Source organism: Hyalangium gracile (genome assembly GCF_020103725.1).
In the GTDB taxonomy this organism is placed as follows: domain Bacteria; phylum Myxococcota; class Myxococcia; order Myxococcales; family Myxococcaceae; genus Hyalangium; species Hyalangium gracile.
Genome location: NZ_JAHXBG010000005.1, coordinates 40,095 through 60,375 on the forward strand (window position 1 = coordinate 40,095; position 20,281 = coordinate 60,375).

Genomic DNA, 20,281 nt, shown 5'->3' on the forward strand with positions numbered 1-20,281 from the left:
CCCGTGTTATTTCAACGGGTTGGCGGATCTCCCCTGGCACGGGGGCGTGTCGCGCGATCAACGTCGCTTGTAACGGTGATCAGCGGGACTGTCAAACAAAGTCTTGAATTTCCTAGAGACTTCGATCTCAGTGCGCCCATGAGCACTGGATCCGATCTGCTGCCGGCGGAGGACGCGCGAGCCCGAGCGCTCGCCCTGGCCTCCCCTCTTCCCGTGGAGTGGGTGCGCCTCGAAGAAGCCCTCGGGCGAGCGCTGGGCGCGGACGTGCTCGCGCAGCGCACGCTACCACCGTGGGACAACTCCGCCATGGACGGCTACGCGGTGCGAAGCGCCGATCTCTCCGGTCCGCCGCCCGTCCGGCTGGCCGTGGGAGAGATCATCCACGCGGGGCAGACACCTCGCAGCGAGCTGCGCCCGGGCGTCTGCGCCCGGATCATGACGGGCGCGCCGCTGCCCGCCGGAGCGGACGCGGTGGTGATGCAGGAGCGCACCCGGCCCCTCCAGGGCGCCGAGGGCCCGGCCGTGGAGATCCTCGAGGCCGTGTCGGCGGGGAACTTCGTCCGCCCCCGAGGCGAGGACGCCCGGGCCGGCGAGCCGCTGCTCGGGCGAGGCACGCCGCTGGGCATCCCGGAGCTGGGGCTGATCACCGCCCAGGGCCTGCTCACGGTGCCGGTCCCGCGCCGCCCCCGGGTGGCCATCCTCTCCACCGGGGACGAGCTGTGCCGCGCCGACGAGGCCCCCGAGGGCCGCATCGTCGACACCAACGCCCCCTCCCTCGCGCTGGCGGTGGCGAGGGCCGGAGGGCTCCCCACCCTGCTGGGCATCGCCCGGGACACCCAGGAGGAGGTGTCCGCGCGCCTGGCGGAGGCCCAGGGCTTCGACGTGGTGCTCACCAGCGCGGGCGTCTCCGTGGGAGAGCGCGACTTCGTGAAGGCCTCCCTCCAGGAGCAGGGCGTGGAGATGAACTTCTGGCGGGTGGCCATCAAGCCCGGCAAGCCGCTGGCCGTGGGCCGCAAGGGCCGCACGCTCTACTTCGGGCTACCGGGCAACCCCACCTCCTCCCTGGTCACCTTCGAGCTGTTCGTCCGCCCGGTGCTCCGGCGGCTGCTCGGCCACTCGGACGTGGAGCCACCCCGGGTGGCCGGCCGCCTGGACGGCGAGCTGCGTAAGGCGCCCGGGCTGGCGCACTACATCCGTGTAGCGGCCAGCTGGCGTGAGGGCGAGCTCTGGGCCCGGCCGCTCGCCACCCAGACGTCAGGGGCGCTGCGCTCGGCGGCCTCGGCCACCCACCTGCTCCACTTCCCCCGGGAGGCAAGCAGTCTGGCTCATGGGGGGCATGTCGTTCTCTTGCCGGTCTCCTGGAGCGCGTGAGCAACGTTCAGTCCCCAAGGGCATCCAACCTGTTGGGACTCTGGGCAGTCCCTTGACTTGAACCCCAACGAACCCCGAAAAAGGGTTCCCCTCTTGGGAGAACGTCTCATCATGTCCGACACTCGTCCACCCCAGGTGCTCCCCTCGCGCAAGCCGACCCAGAACCTGGAGCGGTACTCGGAGGCGGACATCCCCACCGAGCGAGGAATGCTCCGCACGGTGGTCTTCCGGGACCGGCGTAACGGCCGCGAGCACATCGCCATGGTGGTGGGCGACGTGGCCAAGGAGGGGGTGCCCGTCCGGGTGCACTCCGAGTGCCTGACCTCCGAGGTGTTCGGCAGCCTCAAGTGCGACTGCCGCCAGCAGTTGGACCGGGCCCTGGACTTCATCACCCAGGGGGGATGTGGGGTAGTCCTGTACCTGCGTCAAGAGGGACGCGGCATCGGTTTGGGCAACAAGATCAAGGCCTATGCCCTGCAGTCCAAGGGGTACGATACGTACGAGGCCAACCGGCAGCTGGGTTTCGCGGATGATCTTCGCAGCTATGATATTGCAGCGGAGATGCTGCGGTCCCTGGATGTCCGGTCGGTGGACCTCATTACGAACAACCCATTGAAGATCGCCGGGCTGGTGGAGGAAGGCATGCCGGTGCGGCGTCGAATCCCTTCCCGGACCGAGCACAATCCGCATAACGTCGGATACCTGAAGACCAAGCGCGAGCGCACGGGGCACCTGATTGAGCTCTTCGCCGAGGAAGACACCGAAGCAAAAGCCGGCTGAGAAGCCGCTGCGGAAGTCCCGCGCCCAGGAGGCCGCGCGCCGGGTGAAGGCTGCGGTGAAGCGGGCCAACGGCGCACCGGCGAAGACGCACTTCCACGTCCGCTTCTGGGGCGTGCGTGGATCCATTCCCTCTCCCGGCCCGCATACGCGGCGCTACGGCGGCAACACCCCGTGCGTGGAGATGCGCGTGGGCGACTCGCTGCTGGTCTTCGATCTGGGCACGGGCGCGCGGGTACTGGGCGACTCGCTGATGGCCAAGGGGCAGCCGGTGAGCGCCTCGGTCTTCCTGTCGCACTACCACTACGATCACCTGCAGGGCCTGCCCTTCTTCAAGCCGATCTTCGTGCCGCACAACGCCTTCACGTTCTACGGCGCCACGCGCAACGGGCAGACGGTGAAGCAGATCATCTCGGGGCAGATGACGCAGCCCTACTTCCCGGTGACGGCCGACGGCGTGTTCCGGGCGCAGCTGAGCTACCACGACATCCAGGCCGGCGAGGCGCTCACGGTGGGCTCGGCGCAGGTGAGCACCCTGGAGCTGAACCACCCGGGCGGCAACCTGGGCTACCGCGTGGAGTGTGATGGCCGCTCGGTGGTGTACGCCACGGACATCGAACACGGCGGCGGCGACGAGGAGCGCTTCTTCGAGTTCGCCCGCGGCACGGACCTGCTCATCTACGACTCGATGTACACCGAGGACGAGTACTGCGGGCGCCGGGGCGGGCCACCGCGCACGGGCTGGGGCCACTCCACGTGGCAGGCGGCGGTGCGCGCGGCCAACGAGTCCCAGGCGAAGACGCTGGTGCTCTTCCACCACGATCCGGAGCGCGACGACACGGAGATGAACCGGCTGGTGCGCCAGGTGCGCAAGCACCGCCCCGAGGTCATCGCCGCGCAAGAGGACATGACCCTCACGCTGTGAGGGCGTGGCTCACGGGGCTGACGGCTACTCGGGGAGCGCCGTCGCGCGCTTCACGCCCTCGCGCAGGCCGCGGTACTCCAGCCGCTCCAGCGCGGTGCGGACGTCCAGCCACTCGTGGGCGTCGTGCTCGGCGCTGAGCCGCACCTCCTGGCCCTCCGGACACCAGGCCGCGAACGCCGTCTCCTCCACCAGCATCGGCGGGAGGATCTCTCCCAGCGCGAAGGCATGCTGGTAGTCCAGCGCTCGCACCGGGACGTCCAGGCCGGTCTCCTCCTTCAGCTCCCGCGCGGCGGTCTTCTCCGGCGTCTCGCCCGGCTCCACCCGGCCGGTGATCGTCTGCCAGAAGCCTCCGCGCTCGGGGATGCGGCGCACCAGGAGCACCCGGGCGTCGGCCCCGCGTCCTCGCAGCAGGGCAATGCTCACCGTGCGCACGGGGATGCCGGCGTCGCGGCGCTCGCTCTCGAAGACGGAGCAAAAGTGGCGGGCGAGCGTCTCCTCCACGTCCGGCACGGAGACGCGGTGGCCCAGCTCGCGCTGCATGGAGGTGACTCCCGCCTCGCGGATGCCGCACGGCACGATGAGGTTGAAGTGCGGCAGGTGCGTGTTGACGTTGAGCGCGAAGCCGTGCGTCGTCAGCCACCGGGAGATGTGGATGCCGATGGCGGCGATCTTCCGAGCGTCCGGCGAGCCCTCCTGGCCCAGCCACACCCCCGGCCACTTGGGGATGATGCCGGCCTGGAGCCCGTACTCGGCGAGCGACTGGATGATGCAGCGCTCCACGTCGCGCACGTAGCGCCGCACGTCCTGGCGCTCCTTGGGCAGCAGGAAGATGGGGTAGCCCACCACCTGGCCCGGCCCGTGGTAGGTGACGTCGCCGCCCCGGTTGGTCTCGAAGAGCTCGACACCCTCGGTGCCCAGCTGCTCGTCGTTGGAGAGGATGTTCTCCCGCTTCGCGCCCCGCCCCAGGGTGAGGACGGGCGGGTGCTCCAGCAGGAGCAGCGAGTCTCCGATGAGCCCCTGCTTCCGCGCCTCCGCGAAGCGCTGCATGAGCGTGAGGCCGTCCTCGTACTCCACGCGGCCCAGCCTGTAGACCGTGAGCGTGTTCACACCGTTCCCTTCCGTCGGCCCCGCCGGCTCGGCTTCTTCGCCGTCCCCTTCCCCACCGCGCCCCGGCTCTCGGCCTTCTTTCCCGACGCCTGCTTCTGCTCTCCCTCCAGGCTCCAGGAGCCCGCCAGCACTCGAGCCAGCAGGGCATTCAGCTCATGCCCGGCGCGAGCCGAGCGCGCGGCCTCCGTGGCGAAGGCGGAGAGCACCCCGTCCGACAAGGAGAGCTCCGCGCCGCGCAGGGCCAGCCGCCGGCGAGCGATCTCCAGGAACTCGGCCTCGGTGGGCACCTGGAGCGGGATGGCGACCTGGACCAGCTCGAGCAGCTCCAGCGGCACCGAGTCGAGCACCGCCGCCGACAGGACGCTGGTGGTGAACACCGGCAGGCTGCCCGTGGCACCGCGCAGCACGAGGCTGGGCGCCTCCAGCGAGCCCCGAGCGCTCATCAGCACCGTCCGCTCCGGGTACCGGGCGATCAAGGAGGAGAGCCGCGTCCAGTCGTCGGACATGTACCGGTCCACATCCTCCAGGAGCACCACCTCGCTGCCGCCGCCCTGCTCCAACGTGTCGAGCGTGACGATCGTCCCGCGATCCTCGCGCTCCAGCTCCCGGAACCAGACGGTCTTCCCGGTGCCCTCGGGGCCGATCACCAGCAGCCGGCGCGCACCGGCCTGAACGGCCCGCTCCAGCAGCTCCCGGGCCTCCTGCTGGCCGATGAGGGGCATCGCCTCGGACGAGGCGCTCTTGCGCCGGGCGGCCCGAGGACGCGCCACGGCCGTGTCCTCCAGGGAGAGCAGCCCTCGGGACTCCGTGACGCACGCGGCGCAGATGAAGGAGCCGGTGGGGCCCGCGACCAGCTCGCCCACCTCGGCGCTCGGACGACAGCAGAAGGAGCACCAGGCATCGATCGCCGGATCGGCCCGGGTCGGTCCTCGATCGATCAGGCCAGGCTCCTCCGCGCGCGACTCCTCCGCCGGAGCGTCCTCCTGGTACTCCTCTGCCGCGGGAGCCTCCCGTGGCTCGGAGGCGGGCTCATAGGCGTCGATCTCCACATCCGCCACCAGGGCTCTGACGTCTCCCACGACGAGCGGCCTCACCTGCAGCGTCACGTCGGTGGCGTGGCCCCGGGGGAGCCCCACGGCCTCCTCCTCCTCCGGTCGCTCCGACTCCTCGACCGGGCGCAGCTCGAGCTCGTCCCGCGCGTCAGACTCGTCGACCGACCACTTTCGCGGAGCCATGTCATCCTCCTGGGCGTGCTGGCGCGCCCACTCGAGCGCCCGGCGGCTCGCGTCCTGGAGCTCCGGGGCCTTGGCGGCTCCGGCGCGAGGCTCCTCGACGTTCCAGCGCCGCACCTCGTCCTGGACCTCAGCCTCCACCTCGGAGGCCCCCGCGTTCCGCAGCGCCTCCTCGATGAGCCGCTGACGCTCGGCCAGCTCTTCGGGGGCCGACCTCAGCTGCCGCACCCCTGCTTCGGACCCGTCACCCTCCGTCTGGAGAGCCCCGGCGATGGGGCTGTCCGACAGCTGCTCCAGCCGCCCGAGTTCCTCGGCGACATCGCTCCGGCTCGGGTCCAGCTTCCGGGCATGCCGCAGCAGGTGGAGCGCACGCGGCATGTTGCCCGAGCGCCGGAGGAGCTCGGCCGCCTTGCGCAGCTCGGAGATGGCGCCTGCCTTGTCGCCCCTCAGCTCCGCCGCCTGGGCGGCGCGGATGTGGTCACGAGGATTGGCCATGGAAGCAGCGTAACCCGGCCCCAGGCCCGGCGCTTCGTCCAACCGACCTAGGACATGGCGAGGAACAGCATGTCCGGGTTCTCGAGATACTTGATGACCTCGTAGACGAACTCGGCGGCCACCGAGCCGTCGATCACCCGGTGATCGCACGACAGCGAGAGGTTCATCATCTCACGCACGACGATCTCGTCGTCCTTGACCACCGGGCGCTTGCGCAGCCGGTGGACGCCGAGGATGCCCACCTCGGGGTGGTTGATGATGGGCGTGGCGAACAGGCCGCCGCTCTGGCCCAGCGAGGTGATGGTGAACGTGCCGCCGGTCAGCTCGTCCATCTTCAGCTTGCGCTCGCGGGCCGCGACCCCCAGGCGAGCGATCTCCTGGGCCAGCTCCCTCAGCGTCAGCCGGTCCGCGTTGCGCACCACCGCCACGGTGAGCCCGTCCGGCGTCTGCGCCGCGATGCCGATGTTGTACTCGCCGCGGACGACCAGCTCCTGCGCCCCCTCGTCGAAGTTGGCGTTGAGGTGGGGGTACTTCTTCAGCGCGGCGATCACCGCCTTCACGATGAACGGAAGGTAGGTGAGCTTCGTCTCGTCGCCCGTGGCCTGGAGCTGCTGGTTGAGGCGCTTACGCAGGGCCACCAGGTCCGTGCCATCCACCTCCTCGACGAAGGCGAAGTGCGGCATGGTGAACTTCGACCGCACCATCTTCTCCGCGATCTTCTTGCGCAGGCCGCGCATCGGGATGCGCTCGTCGGCGCGGCCGGCGGCCACCGGGGGCGCCGGAGGAGGCGCGGAGGGACGCGCCTGGGCCGGAGCCTCGGAGACGACGTTGCCCGAGGACTTGCCCTCCAGGGCGGCGACGACATCCGCCTTCGTCACCCGGCCCTGCGGACCGGAGCCGGAGATCTCCGCCAGGTTCAGCCCGTGCTCGCGGGCCATGCGGCGGGTGAGCGGCGTGGCCAGCACCTTGGTCGCGGGGACGGCGCCGTTCCCATTCTTCGCGGCCAGGGGCTCGGACTTCTCCGGGGTGGCGGCGGGAGCAGCGGGGCCGCCGTGCGCGCCATGGCCCTCGGCCTGGGCGGGAGCGGCGCCCTCCACGTCGAGGGTGACGAGGAGCTGGTGGACCTTGGCCATCTCGCCCTCCTTGCCGTGCGTCTTGAGGACGCGGCCGGCCTTGGGGCTGGGCACGGTGACGGTGGCCTTGTCGGTCATCACCTCGGCGATCACGTCGTCTTCCTTGATCGAGTCGCCTTCCTTCACGTGCCACTTGACGAGCTCGCCCTCCATCACGCCTTCGCCGAGGTCGGGGAGCTTGAATTCGAAGAGAGCCATGGGGTGAGGGTTCCGTCCTTCTTGGGGGGAAACGGGACTCGAGGTGGGACTGCCGGGAAGGGCTAGCCGATGCGCTCCAGGCGCTCGCGCTCCATCAGGCCCTTCATGAAGAACTCGGCGGCGCGGTAGCTGGAGCGCACCAGCGGGCCGCTGGCCACGTAGAGGAAGCCGTAGGACTCGGCGAGCTTCTTGTACGACTCGAACTGCGCCGGAGTGACGAAGCGCTCCACCCGCAGGTGGTACTGCGAGGGCTGCAGGTACTGGCCCAGCGTGAGCACGTCCACGCCCGCCTCGCGCAGATCCTTGAAGGTCTGCTCCAGCTCGGCGTCCGTCTCGCCCAGGCCCACCATCACGGAGCTCTTGGTGTAGAGCCCCTCGGGGCGCTTCTTGAGGTACTCGAGCACGCGCAGGGACTGGCGGTAGGTGGCGCGGCGGTCGCGCACGGTGGGCGTGAGGCGCTCCACGGTCTCCACGTTGTGGGCCACCACGTGCGGGCGGGCCTCGGCCACCGTGGTCAGGTCCTTCTCCACGCCCTTGAAGTCGGGGATGAGCACCTCGACGATCGTCTTGGGCGACTCGCGGCGCAGCTCCCGGATGGCGGAGGCGAAGTGGCTGGCGCCGCCGTCCGGCCGGTCATCGCGGTTCACGGACGTGACGACGATGTACTCCAGGTCCATCTCCTTGACGGCCTGGGCCAGGTGGATGGGCTCCATCGGATCCAGCGGCGGCGGCGCGCCCACCTTCACGTGGCAGAAGCGGCAGGCGCGGGTGCAGACCTCGCCCATCAACATCACCGTGGCGGTGCCCCCGCCCCAGCACTCGGCGATGTTGGGGCAGCGCGCCTCCTCGCACACCGTGGACAGCTTCGTGCGGCGGACGATGGACTTCACCCGCTCGTAGCCCTCTCCGTGGGGCAGGCGCACCTTCAACCACTCGGGCTTTCGAGTGCTCTCGGAGACCTGGGGAAGAGGGAACCGATCGGGAGTCGCCATGGGTCGCGGGCCTTCTAAGGTGGGGTCAAAAGCAGGGTCAAGCAGGAAGCCTCTAACGCGGAGCGTCAGCTGTGACAAAGGCTTCTGGAACGTCCCGGTTTGCTTAACGCCGGACGGCCCGGCCAGCACTGCGGCACCCTCGGGCGATGCCCAGGTTGTTCGCATGGAGACGGGGCGCATCCACCTGGGCACCAGCGGGTACGTGTACAAGCACTGGAAGGGGATCTTCTATCCCCCCAAGCTGCCAGCCAGCCGCTGGCTCCCCTACTACGCCCGCGTCTTCTCCACGGTGGAGCTGAACGCCACGTTCTACCGGCTGCCCACCGCGGAGGCCGTGGACTGCTGGCGCGATCAGGTGCCGCCGGGCTTCAAGTTCGCCTGCAAGGGCAGCCGCTTCCTCACGCACATGAAGCGGCTGACGGACGTGGGGCTGGGGCTGGAGCGCTTCTTCGAGGTCATCCACCGGCTGGGGCCCAAGCTGGGGCCCGTGCTCTGGCAGCTCCCGCCGCACATGAAGAACCCGGATCCGGAGCGGCTGAACCACTTCCTCTGCCACCTGCCGCACGACCTCCAGCACGCCTTCGAGTTCCGCGACGCCGCCTGGTACCACCCGGAGGTGCTGGAGGTGCTCGACGAGTGGGGCGCCGCCGTGTGCGAGCATGACCTGTGCCCCGAGCCTCCCTCCTTCGTCACGGGAGGCTGGCGCTACCTGCGCTTCCACGGCACCACGTCGAAGTACTCGGGGCTCTACGGCCGCAAGGCGCTGCACACCGTGGCGAGGGATCTCGATGGCTGGCGGCGCGCGGGCTACACCGCGTGGGTCTACTTCAACAATGATCTCCAGGGACACGCGCTGCTGGACGCGTTCGAGCTCGCGGATCTGCTCGGCGAGCCCGTGCACCTGCCTCCGCACGCGCCTCCTGTAGAGGAGGCTCCCCTCACCTCGCTTCCGGCTGCTGCTCCAGGAAGCCCCTGAGCGTGGCGAGCACCTGGGTCAGCTCCCGCTCGACGGTGGAGACCCTCGCCGGGACGACCGACGTGTCGCGCTCCTCCAGGGCGACCTCGAGCTGCCGCGCATGGTCCCGGAGCAGCTCGGCGCCGACGGTGGCCGCCAGCCCCTTCAGGGAGTGCGCCGCGCGCACCGCCCCCTCCGCGTCTCCCTCGTCGCGGGCGGTGCGGAACTGCTCCAGACAGGCGGGAGCGTCGCCGAGGAAGATCCTCGCCACCTGCCGGTACAGCTCCGTGTCCCCGTCCAGGTTCATCAGCGCGTCGGCCATGTTCACGTGACGGGAGCCCGGCTGAGCCGCCGCCTCGGACACGGCGGCGCTCCCGGGTGACTCGGGCGCCTTCCCCTCGCCCCCGGTGCGCTGCGCGAGCCACCTGCCCAGGGTCTGGTAGAGGCGATGGGCGTCGATCGGCTTGCTCAGGTGATCGTCCATGCCCGCCTCCAGGCTGCGCTCGCGGTCGCCCTCCAGGGCGTTGGCCGTCATGGCGATGATGGGCAGCCGGGCGAAGCGGGGGTTGCGCCGGATGCGGCGGGTGGCCTCGTAGCCATCCATCATGGGCATCTGGCAGTCCATCAGGACGGCGTCGTAGCGGCCGTGCTCCAGGCGCTCGATGGCCTCGCCACCATGGCAGGCGATGTCCACCTCCAGGCCGGCGCGCCGCAAGAAGTGCAGCGCCACCTCCTGGTTCAGGCGATTGTCCTCCACCAGGAGGATCCGCCCGCCGCGCAGGTGGCTCAGCACGGGCTGGGCGCGCCGCTCGCGGCGGCGAGACTCCAGCGTCGTCCGAGTGGAGGAACGCCCCAGGGCCTGCAGGATGGAGTCCAGCAGCGTCGACGCCGTCACCGGCTTGTTCACGTACGCCTGGACGCCGGCGGCGTGGGCCTTCTCGGCGATGACGGGGCGCTCGTCCATGGACGCCATGATGACGGTGGGCACGCGCACCAGGTCCTGGCGCTGGTGGAGCCGCCGGCTGGTCTCGATGCCGTCGATCCCGGGCATGTGGTAGTCGAGCAGCACCAGATCATAGGGCTGACCGTTCACGCCCCGCGTCACCTCCTCCAGGGCGGACTGGCCTCCCTCCACGGTGCGCACCGTGAAGCCGAACGAGGCGCACATGGAGCCCAGGATCTCGCGGGAGCTCGCGTTGTCGTCCACGACCAGCACCCGCAGATCGCGCGGCGCCACCGGCTCCTGTGCGCTCCGGCCGTCCTGGGGGGTGGCGAGCCGGGCCAGGGAGAGCTCGAACCAGAAGCAGCTGCCCTTGCCGGGCTCGCTCTCCACGCCCATGCGCCCGCCCATCAGCTCCACCAGCCGCTTGCTGATGGCCAGGCCCAGCCCGGTGCCGCCGTACTGGCGCGTCACCGAGCTGTCCGTCTGGAAGAAGGACTGGAAGAGGCGCGGCAGGTGCTCCCGCGCGATGCCGATGCCCGTGTCCCGCACGGAGAACCGGCAGAGCACGCGGCCTTCCTGCTCGGACACCTTCTCCGCGCGGACGACTACCTCTCCCGCGGGGGTGAACTTGAGCGCGTTGCCGATCAGGTTCTGGAGGATCTGCCGCAGCCGCAGCGGATCTCCCGCCAGGCCGCCCGAGAGCTCCGGCGCCACATCGAACAGCAGCTCGAGCCCCTTGTCCCGGGCGGTGCTGGCGAACACGTCCGCCAGCCCCGAGATGAGCTCGTGCAGGGACACCGGCACGCGCTCGATCTCGAGCTTGCCGGCCTCGATCTTCGAGAAGTCCAGGATGTCGTTGATGATCCCGAGCAGGCTCTGCGCCGAGCGGCTGGCCTTGACGATGTACTCCTGGCTCTCGTCCAGGGACTGGGCGTCGAGCGCGAGTTGCGTCATGCCGAGGATGGCATTCATCGGCGTGCGGATCTCGTGGCTCATGTTGGCCAGGAACTCGCCCTTGGAGCGGTTGGCCTGCTCGGCGGACTCCTTGGCCTGGCGCAGCTCCTCCTCCGAGCGGCGGCGGGCGTGCAGGTTCTCCAGCGAGGCGTTGAACCAGCCCACCATCTTGCCGATCTCGTCCTGGGACTCCGGCGGTGGCAGGGGCTGCACCTGCTCCAGCCGATCCTGCTGGATGTGGCGGAAGCCCTCCGAGATGGCGCGGATGGGCGCCACCACCTTGCGCGAGTAGAAGACGGCCACCGCGCCGATGGCGCCGAAGCAGGCCAGCAGCAGCGCCAGGCCCGCGCTGCCGATCCGCGACATGGGCGCCGTCAGGCTGGCCTGGGGCAGGATGCTGACCACGTGCCAGCCCAGCGGGTCCAGGCGCAGCTGGTTGAGCAGCACGTCCTGACCGGCCAGCGTCAGGGCCACCGTGCCCTGGTCTCCCTCCAGCAGGGAGCGGAACTCGGGCATCACCGGCTGGCCGATGAGCGCCTTGTCCGGGTGGAAGAGCAGGCGCCCGTGGCTGTCGATGACCATCAGGTAGCCCCCGGCGCCCAGGTCCAGGTTCCTGAAGTGCTCGTACAGGTAGTCCACCGAGTAGTTGATGACGATGATGCCCACCGTCTGCAGGTCCGGGCTGCTGGGGTTCACGCGCCGCAGCAGCCGCGTGACGACGAGCACCTTGCGGTGGGAGGACGCCGCGTTGATGTTGTCCTCCACGCCGTGCCAGACGATGAGCTGCCGCGAGTCGAGCGTGTCCTGGTAGAGCCGCTTGCGCAGCTCCGAGTCGACCTGGGAGGTGTCCAGCACGTCGCCCACGTGGAAGTGCCGCCCCCGAGGCGTGAACAGATCGATGGACACCAGCCCCTTGAGGCTGCCGTAGCCGCTCAGGATGTAGCCGACGCGCGCCTGGGTGACGAGCGAGGAGTAGCCCCCATCATCCTCGGAGGGCGCGTCCGCGCCGGCCAGCGCGTTGCCGATCTCCTCCACGCCGGCGATGTTGGTGGCCAGGCTCTCCACCTGCTCGGACTGGAGGATCAGGTAGTCGCGCTGGTTGCTCAGCAGCCGGGCGTTGTAGTCGCTGGCGAGGCTGACGATGGCGGAGCGCGCCATCTCGTAGGAGGTGACGCCGAAGACCAGCAGCGGCGCCACGCTCACCGCCAGCAGGTAGCCAATCAGCTTGATCGTGATGGAGGATCGGAGCGCCAAGGGCCACCTGTCTGGGACTACCGCAGCTTCTCTGCCATCACCAGACGCGTCTCGACGAGGACGAGCTCGGGCAAGGGCTCGCCATCGATCGCGCGGCGCGCCAGGAGGATTCCCTGGTAGCCCTGCTCGGCGGCCTGCTGATCGACGGTGACCGCCATCCGCCCGGACTTCACGGCCTCTCGCGCGTCCTCCAGCGCGTCATAGGCGGCCACCTTCACGCCCTGGCGGCCGGACTCCTTGATGTACTTGAGCGCGCCCAGCGCCATCATGTCGTTGGCGCAGAACAGCAGGCCGATGTCCGGATGGACGGAGAAGAGGTGGCGCGTCACCTCGTAGCCCTCGTCGATCTTCCAGTTGGCCGTCTCCGTGGCCACCACCTTGATGAGCGGGTTCTCCTTGAAGGCGCGCTCGGCACCGGCCTTGCGCTGGCGCGCGTTGTCGGCGCTGCGGATGCCCTCGAGGATGGCGGCCTGGGTGGGCTTCTGGACGCCCTGGGCGATGATGCGCGCCGACTCGTAGGCCGCCTTCTCGTTGTCCACGCTGATGAAGGGGACGTGGGCCAGCCCCAGCTTCTTCATGGTCTCCGGCTCCAGCCGGTTGTCGATGTTGACGATGCGGATGCCGGCCTCCTGCGCGCTCTTCAGCACGGGCACCAGGCGCACCGAGTCCCCCGGGGCGATCGCGATGGCATCTACCTTCATGCGGATCAGCTCCTCGACGATCTGGATCTGCTGCTCGATCGAGGTCTCCTGGGAGGCCGTCTTCACGAGCAGCTCGATGCCCAGCTCCTTCTCCGCGCGCCGCGCCCCCTTCTCCATGTCGATGAAGAAGGGGTTGGTGAGCGTCTTCATCACCAGGGCGATCTTCTTGCGCTCCGGGGTCGTGTCGGAGCGACTTCCCGCGGCGGCCTTCGCGGGCTCGGTGACGCCCGCCACGGAGACCTTGCCACCTTCACTGCAGGCTCCCAGCAGCAGGAGCATCACGAGGACCGAAGCGAATCGCACGACGTGCATGGGGGTGTCTCCCGACCAGCGCAGAAGGACTCAGCGTTCGGTTGCAAGGATCGTACACGCAACCCCCAGCTCCGGGGAGCCCTGGCTCGGAGGCGCCCGAGCCCCCAATGAAAAAGCCTGGAAGCCTGAGAGGTTCCCAGGGCTTCCAGGCTCGAGAGTGGCTGCGACCGTCCGTGCGGGCGCCCCCACTCACAGCGCGGGCAACCCCGTGGCATTCCACATCGGGGAGGCGCGCCGTTGGATTTTGCATCAGATGTGGATCGGGTGACCCAGCGTCGCCTCGGCGCCTTCCTTCATGATCTCGGAGAGCGTGGGGTGCGCGTGCATGGTGTGCGCGAGCTCCTCGGTGGTGATCTCCAGGCGCAGGGCGACGCAGGCCTCGGCGAGGAGCTCGGTGGCGTGCGGGCCCACCAGGTGCACGCCCAGCACCTCGTCGTACTTCTTGTCGGAGACGACCTTGATCATCCCGATGCCCTCGTTGGAGATGGAGGCCTTGGTGACGGCGCTGAAGGGGAAGACGGCCGCCTTCACGTCGTAGCCGCGCTCCTTGGCCTTCTTCTCGGTGAGGCCCACCGAGGCCACCTCGGGGTAGCAGTACGTGGCGGACGGGACGTGATCGTAGTTGATGGGCTGGGGGTTCTTCCCGGCGATGTGCTCCACGGCGAGCACGCACTCGGCGCTGGCCACGTGCGCCAGCATGGCCGTGGGGATCACGTCGCCAATGGCGTACACGTTGGGCTCGGAGGTGCGCATCATCGAGTCCACCTTGATGAAGCCACGGTCCGTCTGGATGCTGGTGTGCTTCAGGCCGATGTCCTCGGTGACGGGGGCGCGGCCCACGGCGGACAGGAGCAGCTCGGCCTCGATCGTCTTGGTCTCGCTGCCCACGGACATGGTCACCTTCACGCCGGTGGCGGTGTGCTCCACCTTCTCCACCTTGGCGCCGGTGTGCAGATCGATCTTGCGGCGCTTGAAGTGCCGCTCCAGCTCCTTGGAGGCGTCGATGTCCTCGATGGGCAGCAGGTTGGGCATGTACTCGACGATGGCGACCTGGCTGCCCACGTGGTTGAAGACGGAGGCGAACTCGCAGCCCACCGCGCCCGCGCCGATGACGATCAGGCTCTTGGGGATGCGGTCGACCAGGAGGATGGAGTCACTGTTCAGCACCCGCTTGTGGTCCACCTGGACGTTGGGAAGCGACTTGGGCACCGAGCCGGTGGCGATGATGATGTTCTTGGTCTCCAGGGTCTGCTTGGAGCCATCCTCGGCGGTGACCTCCACCTTGCCCTTGCCGGCGATGCGACCATGGCCCTTGACGACCGTGATCTTGTTCTTCTTCATGAGGAAGTCGATGCCGTTGGCACCCTTGGTGACCACCTTCTCCTTGTGCTTCTGGGCGTTGGCCCAGTTGATGGTGGGGTTGGTCACGTCGATGCCGAAGTCGGCCGCCTCGTGGATGTGGTGGTACAGGGCCGCCGTCCACAGCAGGGACTTGGTGGGGATGCACCCACGGTGGAGGCAGGTGCCGCCCAGCCGCTTGTCCTTCTCGATGAGGGCCGTCTTCAGGCCGAGCTGGGCCGCCCGGATGGCTCCCACGTAGCCGCCAGGGCCAGAACCGATGATCACCACGTCGAACGTCTCAGCCACACTCGCCTCCGTTGAGTAGAACGCGCGGGGGGCTGATAACCCCCGCACACGGTGGGAATCAAGGAGTTTGCATTGCGCCGCTTTCCGCTCCGAACGCTTCTGCTGATGGTCCTGGCGTTGATCGTCTTCGCGCGCCTGTACTGGGCCACCCATTCCAAGCAGCCCAAGGAGGCTGGGGAGCCCCCCTCCCCCGGGCCGGGAATGCAGGTGGACGTGGTACCTCCCTCGGGCCCTCCCAAGGGGGCTCCCAAAGCGCCCGCCCCCGGCGGGGGCCCCTCCTCCTCGGCTTCGCCCGCCTGCGTCACGCTCGACCGGACGTTGGACGCGGTGGTGCGCAACCCGGAGGATGCCGCCGCCCTGGCAGAGGCCCAGCGGAAGCTGGAGGCCTGCCTGGAGCCCCCCGTGCGGGCCTGCGAGCTGGGCGCCGCCCTGGCCGTCCGGGCTCCGATGGCGGCGGGCGACACGCCGGCCCGAGGGCTGCTGAAGGCGCTGTGCCAGCGGTGCCCCGCCGAGACGAATGCCTGCGCGGGCGGCGTCGCCCGGGTGCTGATGGAGGGGTCCACGGGCCACACCCGGGACACGGCCGAGGCGCTCTGGTACCTGGAGAACGCGGGCCCTGGCACCCCGGCGGCGTGCGCGGCCCTGGTGCGTCTGGCCCTGGTGCCGGCGGCGACGACGGGAGGGAAGTTCCAGGAGCCGCTTCGGCCGCTGCTGAGCGCGCTGGCTCCGAGGTGCGCGGGGGCGGGACACCTGCCCGCGGCCGTGGTGAGCGCCGCCGTGGTGCACCAGGGGGCGCAGGCCGGCGAGCTGACCGGACTGGCGACGGCCCCGGCTGGCTCGCCCACGCCCATGACTCCCGCGCAGATAACGGGGGCGGAGGCCGGCAGCCACGCGTTCGATGGGAAGGAGAGGTCCGGGGTGGACCTGGGCAACGGGCGGACGCCCCGGTGGGAGGCGGACGGCGCGCTGCGGGGCCAGTTCGAGCCACCGCTGAAGCAGCTCACTTCGCTGCGCGTCCGGGCGAAGGGAGCGGGGAGCCTGCGCGCCATCGTCCGGCTGCCACCGGGGGTGGGCATGGAGGATCAGGAGCGCGACACGTTCTTCGTGAACCCCACCGTGTGCCAGTTCAAGGGAACCGGCCAGTGGGAGACGTGCACGCTCCCGGTGCCGCTGCTGGACGTGGAGGCGATCAGCGTGTTCCCCGCGCTTCCGAGGATCGCGTTCTACGAGTTGGAGGCGAGCGGGACGCGGTAGGAGGCCGCTGGAGCCATGCGTCGATCCTCGCCACGCGCCGTGACGTGGACGCTGCTGGAGTCGCGCTGGTAGGTTTGTACGTCCTTCACGGGAGGGCCTCATGCGGGGGCTTCAAGCCGGAATCGTGCTCCTTTCAGTCCTGGCGATGACTGGCTGCCCCTCTGAATTCGGCAAGGACGGCCGCGTGTCCAAGGCCGTCCACAACGATTCGCAGGAGAACCTGCTGAACCTCACGCGCTGTTCGGAGGCGAGGAGAGCGGAGGTATGCGAAGGCCCCAATAGGGATCCCTTCGAGTGTCAGAAGTGCGGCGGTACATGAACTGGCGTCCACTCCTGCCTGTCTGCGTGGGCGTCCTGCTCATCCTGCCGCTCCTGCTTTTGCTGGGGATGATCCTTCGTCCAGAGACCGGGTCAGAGACTCCCACCAGAGTACGCATCAGCCCGGTGCTCGACGGCGAGCAGCGCGCTCGGTTGCTGACGTACAAGCGGCCCTGCCTGTCGAGTGCTGAGTGCGAACCACCGCTGGGCTGCTTGTATCAGTCCCGTTACAGGCACGCGTTCTGCACCGACAGCCAATGTGCCACGGATGCGCAGTGCCCTGAGGGCCAGGCCTGCCGCGAGCTCGCCACGAAGAGGGAGGGGCCACTCGTGCGCCTCTGCATCCCCGTGGGTGCGCGTCAGGAAGGAGAGAATTGCTTCCCCGCCCCGGAGGATCAGGAGAGCGCCTGCGCAGCTGGGCTTCTGTGCGCTGGGATGAATGGCTGGTGCGCCCGCACTTGCCATCCAGGTGCGCAGGGGGAGTGTCCCGAGGGCTTCTTCTGCGCCGACACCACACCCCAGCCCGCCTGTCTGCCCACCTGCGAGCAGCGAGGATGCCCAGCAGGCCAGCAATGCATCCGGTTCGATGAGGGCTCGTCCATGTGCGCGCACGTCTATGGCACCAACTGCCAGCAGTCGCCTTGTCCAGAAGGACAGCGCTGCAGCGTGTTCGGCAACCCGGCGCAACCCGGGAAAGCGTGGTTCGAGTGTGTCGAGCGCTGCGGCAAGAACCTGCCCCCTTGCTCCGCGGAGAGCTTCTGCGACGACTATCAATGCCTGCCGCGCTGCGATCCCCAGGGAGCCGACATCTGCGCCGAGGGCTTCCGGTGTCGACAGCCCTGGCCGGACCTGCCCTTCGCGTGCCGACCGGATTGGTAGCCGCGTCAGCGCGTGAGCCCGGACAGCTGCAGCGGGAGCCTCAGCCGCGCGCGGCACCCCGCCCCCTCCGTCCGGTTCTCGAGGCGCAGCGTGCCCCCGTGGGCCTCGGCGATCTGCCGACTGAGCACCAGGCCGATGCCGCTGCCCTGCGGCTTCGTCGTGAAGAAGGGCACGAAGAGGTTGGCCGTGTCCGCCAACCCCGGGCCCTCGTCCTCCACCCACAGCTCCACCGCGTCGGCCGAGGCCCTCGTCCAGGACACCCAGACACGGCCCTTGCTCTCCCGGGCCGCGTCCACCGCGTTGCGCACCAGGTTGATGAGCAACTGCTCCAGCTGATCCCCATCCGCGCTCACCGTGAGCGCCGGGCCGGGACGCACCTCCACCGGCAGCCGCGTCTCCAGCGCCACCACCCGTCGCACCCAGGACTCCAGCTCCAGCGGCCCCAGCCTCGGCGGAGGCAATTTCGCCAGCTTCGCGTACGCCGACAGGAACCGGGCCAGCGACTCGCTGCGCCGCTCGATGATCCCCAGCCCCGACTTCGCGTCCTCGTCCCAGTCCGCTGGCCGCCCTCCCTGCACCAGCGCGTCCCGCAGCGCACCCGCGATGGACTGGATGGGCGTCAGCGAGTTGTTGATCTCGTGGCTCAGCACCCGAACCATCCGCCGCCACGCCTCGCGCTCCTCCTCGCGCAGCGCCAGCCGCAGGTCCGCCAGCACCACGAGCTGGTGCGGCAACCCGCCCTGCCGGAACGTGCCCCGCCGCAGCTCGTACGGCCCGCCCTCCACCGCGAACGTCCGAGTGAGCCGGCGCGGCACCGGCCCCTCCAACAGCTCGGTCAGCCCCAGCGTCCCCGCGCTCTTGTTCACCAGGTGCGCGCGAGGCAGCCCCAGCAGCCGCTCCCCGGCGCGGTTGACCAGCTTCAGCGTCCCCTCCGCGTCGAAGGTCAGCACCGTGACCTCGATCTCCTCCATCACCTGCGTGAGCAGCGCGCCCGCCTCCAGCGCGCCCAGCCGCTGCTCCCGCAGCGTGTCGCCCAGCGCGTTGACCTCCAGCATCACCTCGCCGAGTGGATCGTCCCCGCGCGCGCCTCGCCCGCGCACCGAGTAGTCCCCCTCGCGCAGCGCGGCCAGCAGGTTGGCCACCGTCTGCAGCGGCCGGGACACCCGCTCACGCACGGCGAGCGCCGCGCCCAGGTGCACCGCCACCACCACCACGGAGAACGTCCACTGCACCTTCGCGCTCACGTCTCCCGTCCACAGGAGCACCAGCGTGGCAATGGAGCCCGGCAGTCCCGCCAGCAGCGCCAGCAGGAAGATGCGGAGATCGTGCGGGAGCGATCTCCGGGGGCGGCTCACCGCGCTCCCTTGATGCCGTAGTACTGCATCCGCCGGTACAGAGCGCTGCGCGAGAGCCCGAGCGCCTTCGCCGCGTCACTGACGTTGCCGTCGTTCCGGGTGAGCGCGCGCTCGATGAGGTAGCGCTCCACCTCCTCCAGCGTCATCTCCTCCAGGCGCGACGAGCCCTCGCGGCTGGTGCGCCGCAGCAGCAGATCCTCCGGCGTCACCTCGTCCCCGCTGGCCATGAGCAGCGCGCGCTCCACGGTGTGCTCCAGCTCGCGCACGTTGCCGGGCCACGAGTAGGCCATCAGCGCCTCCAGCGCCCCCTGGGACAGGCGCATCCCCGCGCGGCCATAGCGCCGGCCCTGCTCGGACAGGAAGTGCGCGGCCAGCGGAGGAATGTCCTCGCGCCGATCCCTCAGCGGCGGCAGCTGCACCTCCACCGTGTTGAGCCGGTACAGCAGATCCTCGCGGAAGCGGCCCTCGGCCACCGCCCTGGCCAGATCCACGTTCGTCGCCGAGACGACCCGCACCGACACCCGCCGCACCTTCGAGGAGCCCACCGGGTGCAGCTCGCCCGTCTGCAGCACGCGCAGCAGCTTGGCCTGCTGGGTGAGCGGCATGTTGCCGATCTCGTCCAGGAAGAGGATGCCGCCATCGGCCAGCTCGAAGCAGCCGATGCGGTCCGTCTTCGCGTCCGTGAAGGCGCCCTTCACGTGGCCGAACAGCTCGCTCTCGAAGACACCCTCGGAGAGCCCGCCCGAGTTCACCGCCACGAAGGGGCTGTCCGGGCGCCCCGAGGCCGCGTGGAGCCAGCGCGCCACCACCTCCTTGCCCGTGCCGTGCTCTCCGGTGATGAGGACGTTGGCTCCCGAGGGTGCCACCCGCTCCACCAACCGCCGCACCGCCTGCATCGGGCGGGACTCGGCCAGGAAGGCGGGCCGCTCGCCTCCCTTGCGCAGGTGGGTGTTCTCCTCCTCCAGCCTCCGGGAGCGTTTCAGCGCCCGACGCAGCTCCAGCTGCGTGCGCAGCAACGTCAGCAGCCGCGTGTTGTCCCACGGCTTCTGCACGTAGTCCCGAGCGCCCGCGCGCATCGCCTCCACCGCGCCCTCCACGCTGCCCCACGCCGTCATCACCAGCACCGGCAGCGTCGCGTCCAGCTGGCGCACGCGGGCGAGCAGATCCAGCCCCTCGCGCCCGGAGGTGGTGTCGCGCGCGTAGTTGAGGTCCATCAGCAGCACGTCCACGTCCTCGGCCTCCAGCATGGCGAGCACGCCCGCCGGAGACTGGGCCGTCAGCACCGCGTACCCGTCGCGCTTGAGCAGCAGGCGCAGCGCCTCCAGCACGTCGACCTGGTCGTCGGCGATGAGGATGCGTGCTCGCGAGTCGACCTCGGGTCGGGGAGCACTGTCAGGGGTGGAGGGAGCGGTGTCGGACACTGTGTTTTCCTGAAGAAGACGGACTCTGCCAGAAGGCCCGCGAGGAGGGGGAGCGGGA

The 20,281-nt window shown here is 69.8% G+C and carries 14 protein-coding genes; 5 read left to right on the top strand and 9 right to left on the bottom strand.

Annotated elements, in window-relative coordinates; translation table 11 throughout:
* Positions 1-138: 138 nt before the first annotated feature.
* The 3 genes from KY572_RS11275 (at position 139) to KY572_RS11285 (ending at position 3,073) form a co-directional block, all read left to right on the top strand.
* On the top strand, positions 139-1,371 hold the full coding sequence (locus KY572_RS11275; protein ID WP_224242573.1) for a molybdopterin molybdotransferase MoeA: 1,233 nt from the start codon (positions 139-141) through the stop codon (positions 1,369-1,371).
* 111 nt (positions 1,372-1,482) lie between these two features.
* Positions 1,483-2,151, top strand: coding sequence for a GTP cyclohydrolase II (ribA, locus tag KY572_RS11280; protein ID WP_224242574.1), 669 nt, complete (start codon positions 1,483-1,485; stop codon positions 2,149-2,151).
* A 181-nt stretch (positions 2,152-2,332) separates the two neighbouring features.
* A complete protein-coding gene (locus tag KY572_RS11285; RefSeq protein ID WP_407659950.1) occupies positions 2,333-3,073 on the top strand; it encodes an MBL fold metallo-hydrolase in 741 nt (246 codons plus the stop codon).
* A gap of 24 nt (positions 3,074-3,097) precedes the next feature.
* Here the strand turns inward: KY572_RS11285 and lipB are convergent, their stop codons facing one another.
* The 4 genes from lipB to lipA form a co-directional block, all read right to left on the bottom strand.
* The gene (lipB, locus tag KY572_RS11290) at positions 3,098-4,180 is read right to left on the bottom strand and encodes a lipoyl(octanoyl) transferase LipB (RefSeq protein ID WP_224242576.1); all 1,083 of its coding nucleotides are present in this window, start codon (positions 4,178-4,180) and stop codon (positions 3,098-3,100) included.
* Complete coding sequence (locus KY572_RS11295) at positions 4,177-5,907, bottom strand: ClpX C4-type zinc finger protein (protein WP_224242577.1); 1,731 nt, start codon at positions 5,905-5,907, stop codon at positions 4,177-4,179. The genes lipB and KY572_RS11295 overlap by 4 nt, the downstream gene beginning before the upstream one ends.
* Positions 5,908-5,954: 47 nt before the next feature.
* Positions 5,955-7,238 (bottom strand): dihydrolipoamide acetyltransferase family protein, encoded by a 1,284-nt coding sequence (locus KY572_RS11300; protein WP_224242578.1) that lies wholly within the window; start codon positions 7,236-7,238, stop codon positions 5,955-5,957.
* 62 nt (positions 7,239-7,300) lie between these two features.
* The gene (gene lipA / locus KY572_RS11305) at positions 7,301-8,230 is read right to left on the bottom strand and encodes a lipoyl synthase (RefSeq protein WP_224242579.1); all 930 of its coding nucleotides are present in this window, start codon (positions 8,228-8,230) and stop codon (positions 7,301-7,303) included.
* A 163-nt stretch (positions 8,231-8,393) separates the two neighbouring features.
* On the opposite strand from lipA, the gene KY572_RS11310 reads away from it, so the two are divergent.
* A complete protein-coding gene (locus tag KY572_RS11310; protein ID WP_224242580.1) occupies positions 8,394-9,206 on the top strand; it encodes a DUF72 domain-containing protein in 813 nt (270 codons plus the stop codon).
* Here KY572_RS11310 and KY572_RS11315 read toward each other — a convergent pair.
* From KY572_RS11315 to lpdA, 3 genes are all read right to left on the bottom strand, one after another.
* The gene (locus KY572_RS11315; protein ID WP_224242581.1) at positions 9,169-12,336 is read right to left on the bottom strand and encodes a hybrid sensor histidine kinase/response regulator; all 3,168 of its coding nucleotides are present in this window, start codon (positions 12,334-12,336) and stop codon (positions 9,169-9,171) included. The two genes, KY572_RS11310 and KY572_RS11315, sit on opposite strands and share 38 nt — an antisense overlap.
* A 17-nt stretch (positions 12,337-12,353) precedes the next feature.
* Positions 12,354-13,349, bottom strand: a complete 996-nt coding sequence (locus KY572_RS11320) for a sugar ABC transporter substrate-binding protein (protein WP_224242582.1) — start codon at positions 13,347-13,349, stop codon at positions 12,354-12,356.
* A gap of 249 nt (positions 13,350-13,598) precedes the next feature.
* Positions 13,599-14,996, bottom strand: coding sequence for a dihydrolipoyl dehydrogenase (gene lpdA, locus KY572_RS11325; protein WP_224242583.1), 1,398 nt, complete (start codon positions 14,994-14,996; stop codon positions 13,599-13,601).
* A gap of 72 nt (positions 14,997-15,068) precedes the next feature.
* On the opposite strand from lpdA, the gene KY572_RS11330 reads away from it, so the two are divergent.
* A complete protein-coding gene (locus KY572_RS11330) occupies positions 15,069-16,250 on the top strand; it encodes a hypothetical protein (RefSeq protein ID WP_224242584.1) in 1,182 nt (393 codons plus the stop codon).
* Between the two features lie 1,202 nt (positions 16,251-17,452).
* Here KY572_RS11330 and KY572_RS11335 read toward each other — a convergent pair.
* Together KY572_RS11335 and KY572_RS11340 are read right to left on the bottom strand one after the other, a co-directional pair.
* Positions 17,453-18,802, bottom strand: a complete 1,350-nt coding sequence (locus KY572_RS11335; protein WP_224242585.1) for a sensor histidine kinase — start codon at positions 18,800-18,802, stop codon at positions 17,453-17,455.
* Positions 18,799-20,223: a sigma-54-dependent transcriptional regulator gene (locus KY572_RS11340; protein ID WP_224242586.1), complete on the bottom strand. Its 1,425-nt coding sequence runs from the start codon at positions 20,221-20,223 to the stop codon at positions 18,799-18,801. Before KY572_RS11340 ends, KY572_RS11335 begins: the two co-directional genes overlap by 4 nt.
* Positions 20,224-20,281 lie beyond the last annotated feature (58 nt).

Excerpts from the sequence above, each read along its gene's own strand:
- lipA (WP_224242579.1), bottom strand. The coding sequence starts at position 8,230 with ATGGCGACTCCCGATCGGTTCCCTCTTCCCCAGGTCTCCGAGAGCACT.
- KY572_RS11275 (WP_224242573.1), top strand. The coding sequence starts at position 139 with ATGAGCACTGGATCCGATCTGCTGCCGGCGGAGGACGCGCGAGCCCGA.
- KY572_RS11300 (WP_224242578.1), bottom strand. The coding sequence starts at position 7,238 with ATGGCTCTCTTCGAATTCAAGCTCCCCGACCTCGGCGAAGGCGTGATG.
- ribA (WP_224242574.1), top strand. The coding sequence starts at position 1,483 with ATGTCCGACACTCGTCCACCCCAGGTGCTCCCCTCGCGCAAGCCGACC.
- KY572_RS11285 (WP_407659950.1), top strand. The coding sequence starts at position 2,333 with ATGCGCGTGGGCGACTCGCTGCTGGTCTTCGATCTGGGCACGGGCGCG.
- KY572_RS11310 (WP_224242580.1), top strand. The coding sequence starts at position 8,394 with ATGGAGACGGGGCGCATCCACCTGGGCACCAGCGGGTACGTGTACAAG.
- KY572_RS11320 (WP_224242582.1), bottom strand. The coding sequence starts at position 13,349 with ATGCACGTCGTGCGATTCGCTTCGGTCCTCGTGATGCTCCTGCTGCTG.
- KY572_RS11295 (WP_224242577.1), bottom strand. The coding sequence starts at position 5,907 with ATGGCCAATCCTCGTGACCACATCCGCGCCGCCCAGGCGGCGGAGCTG.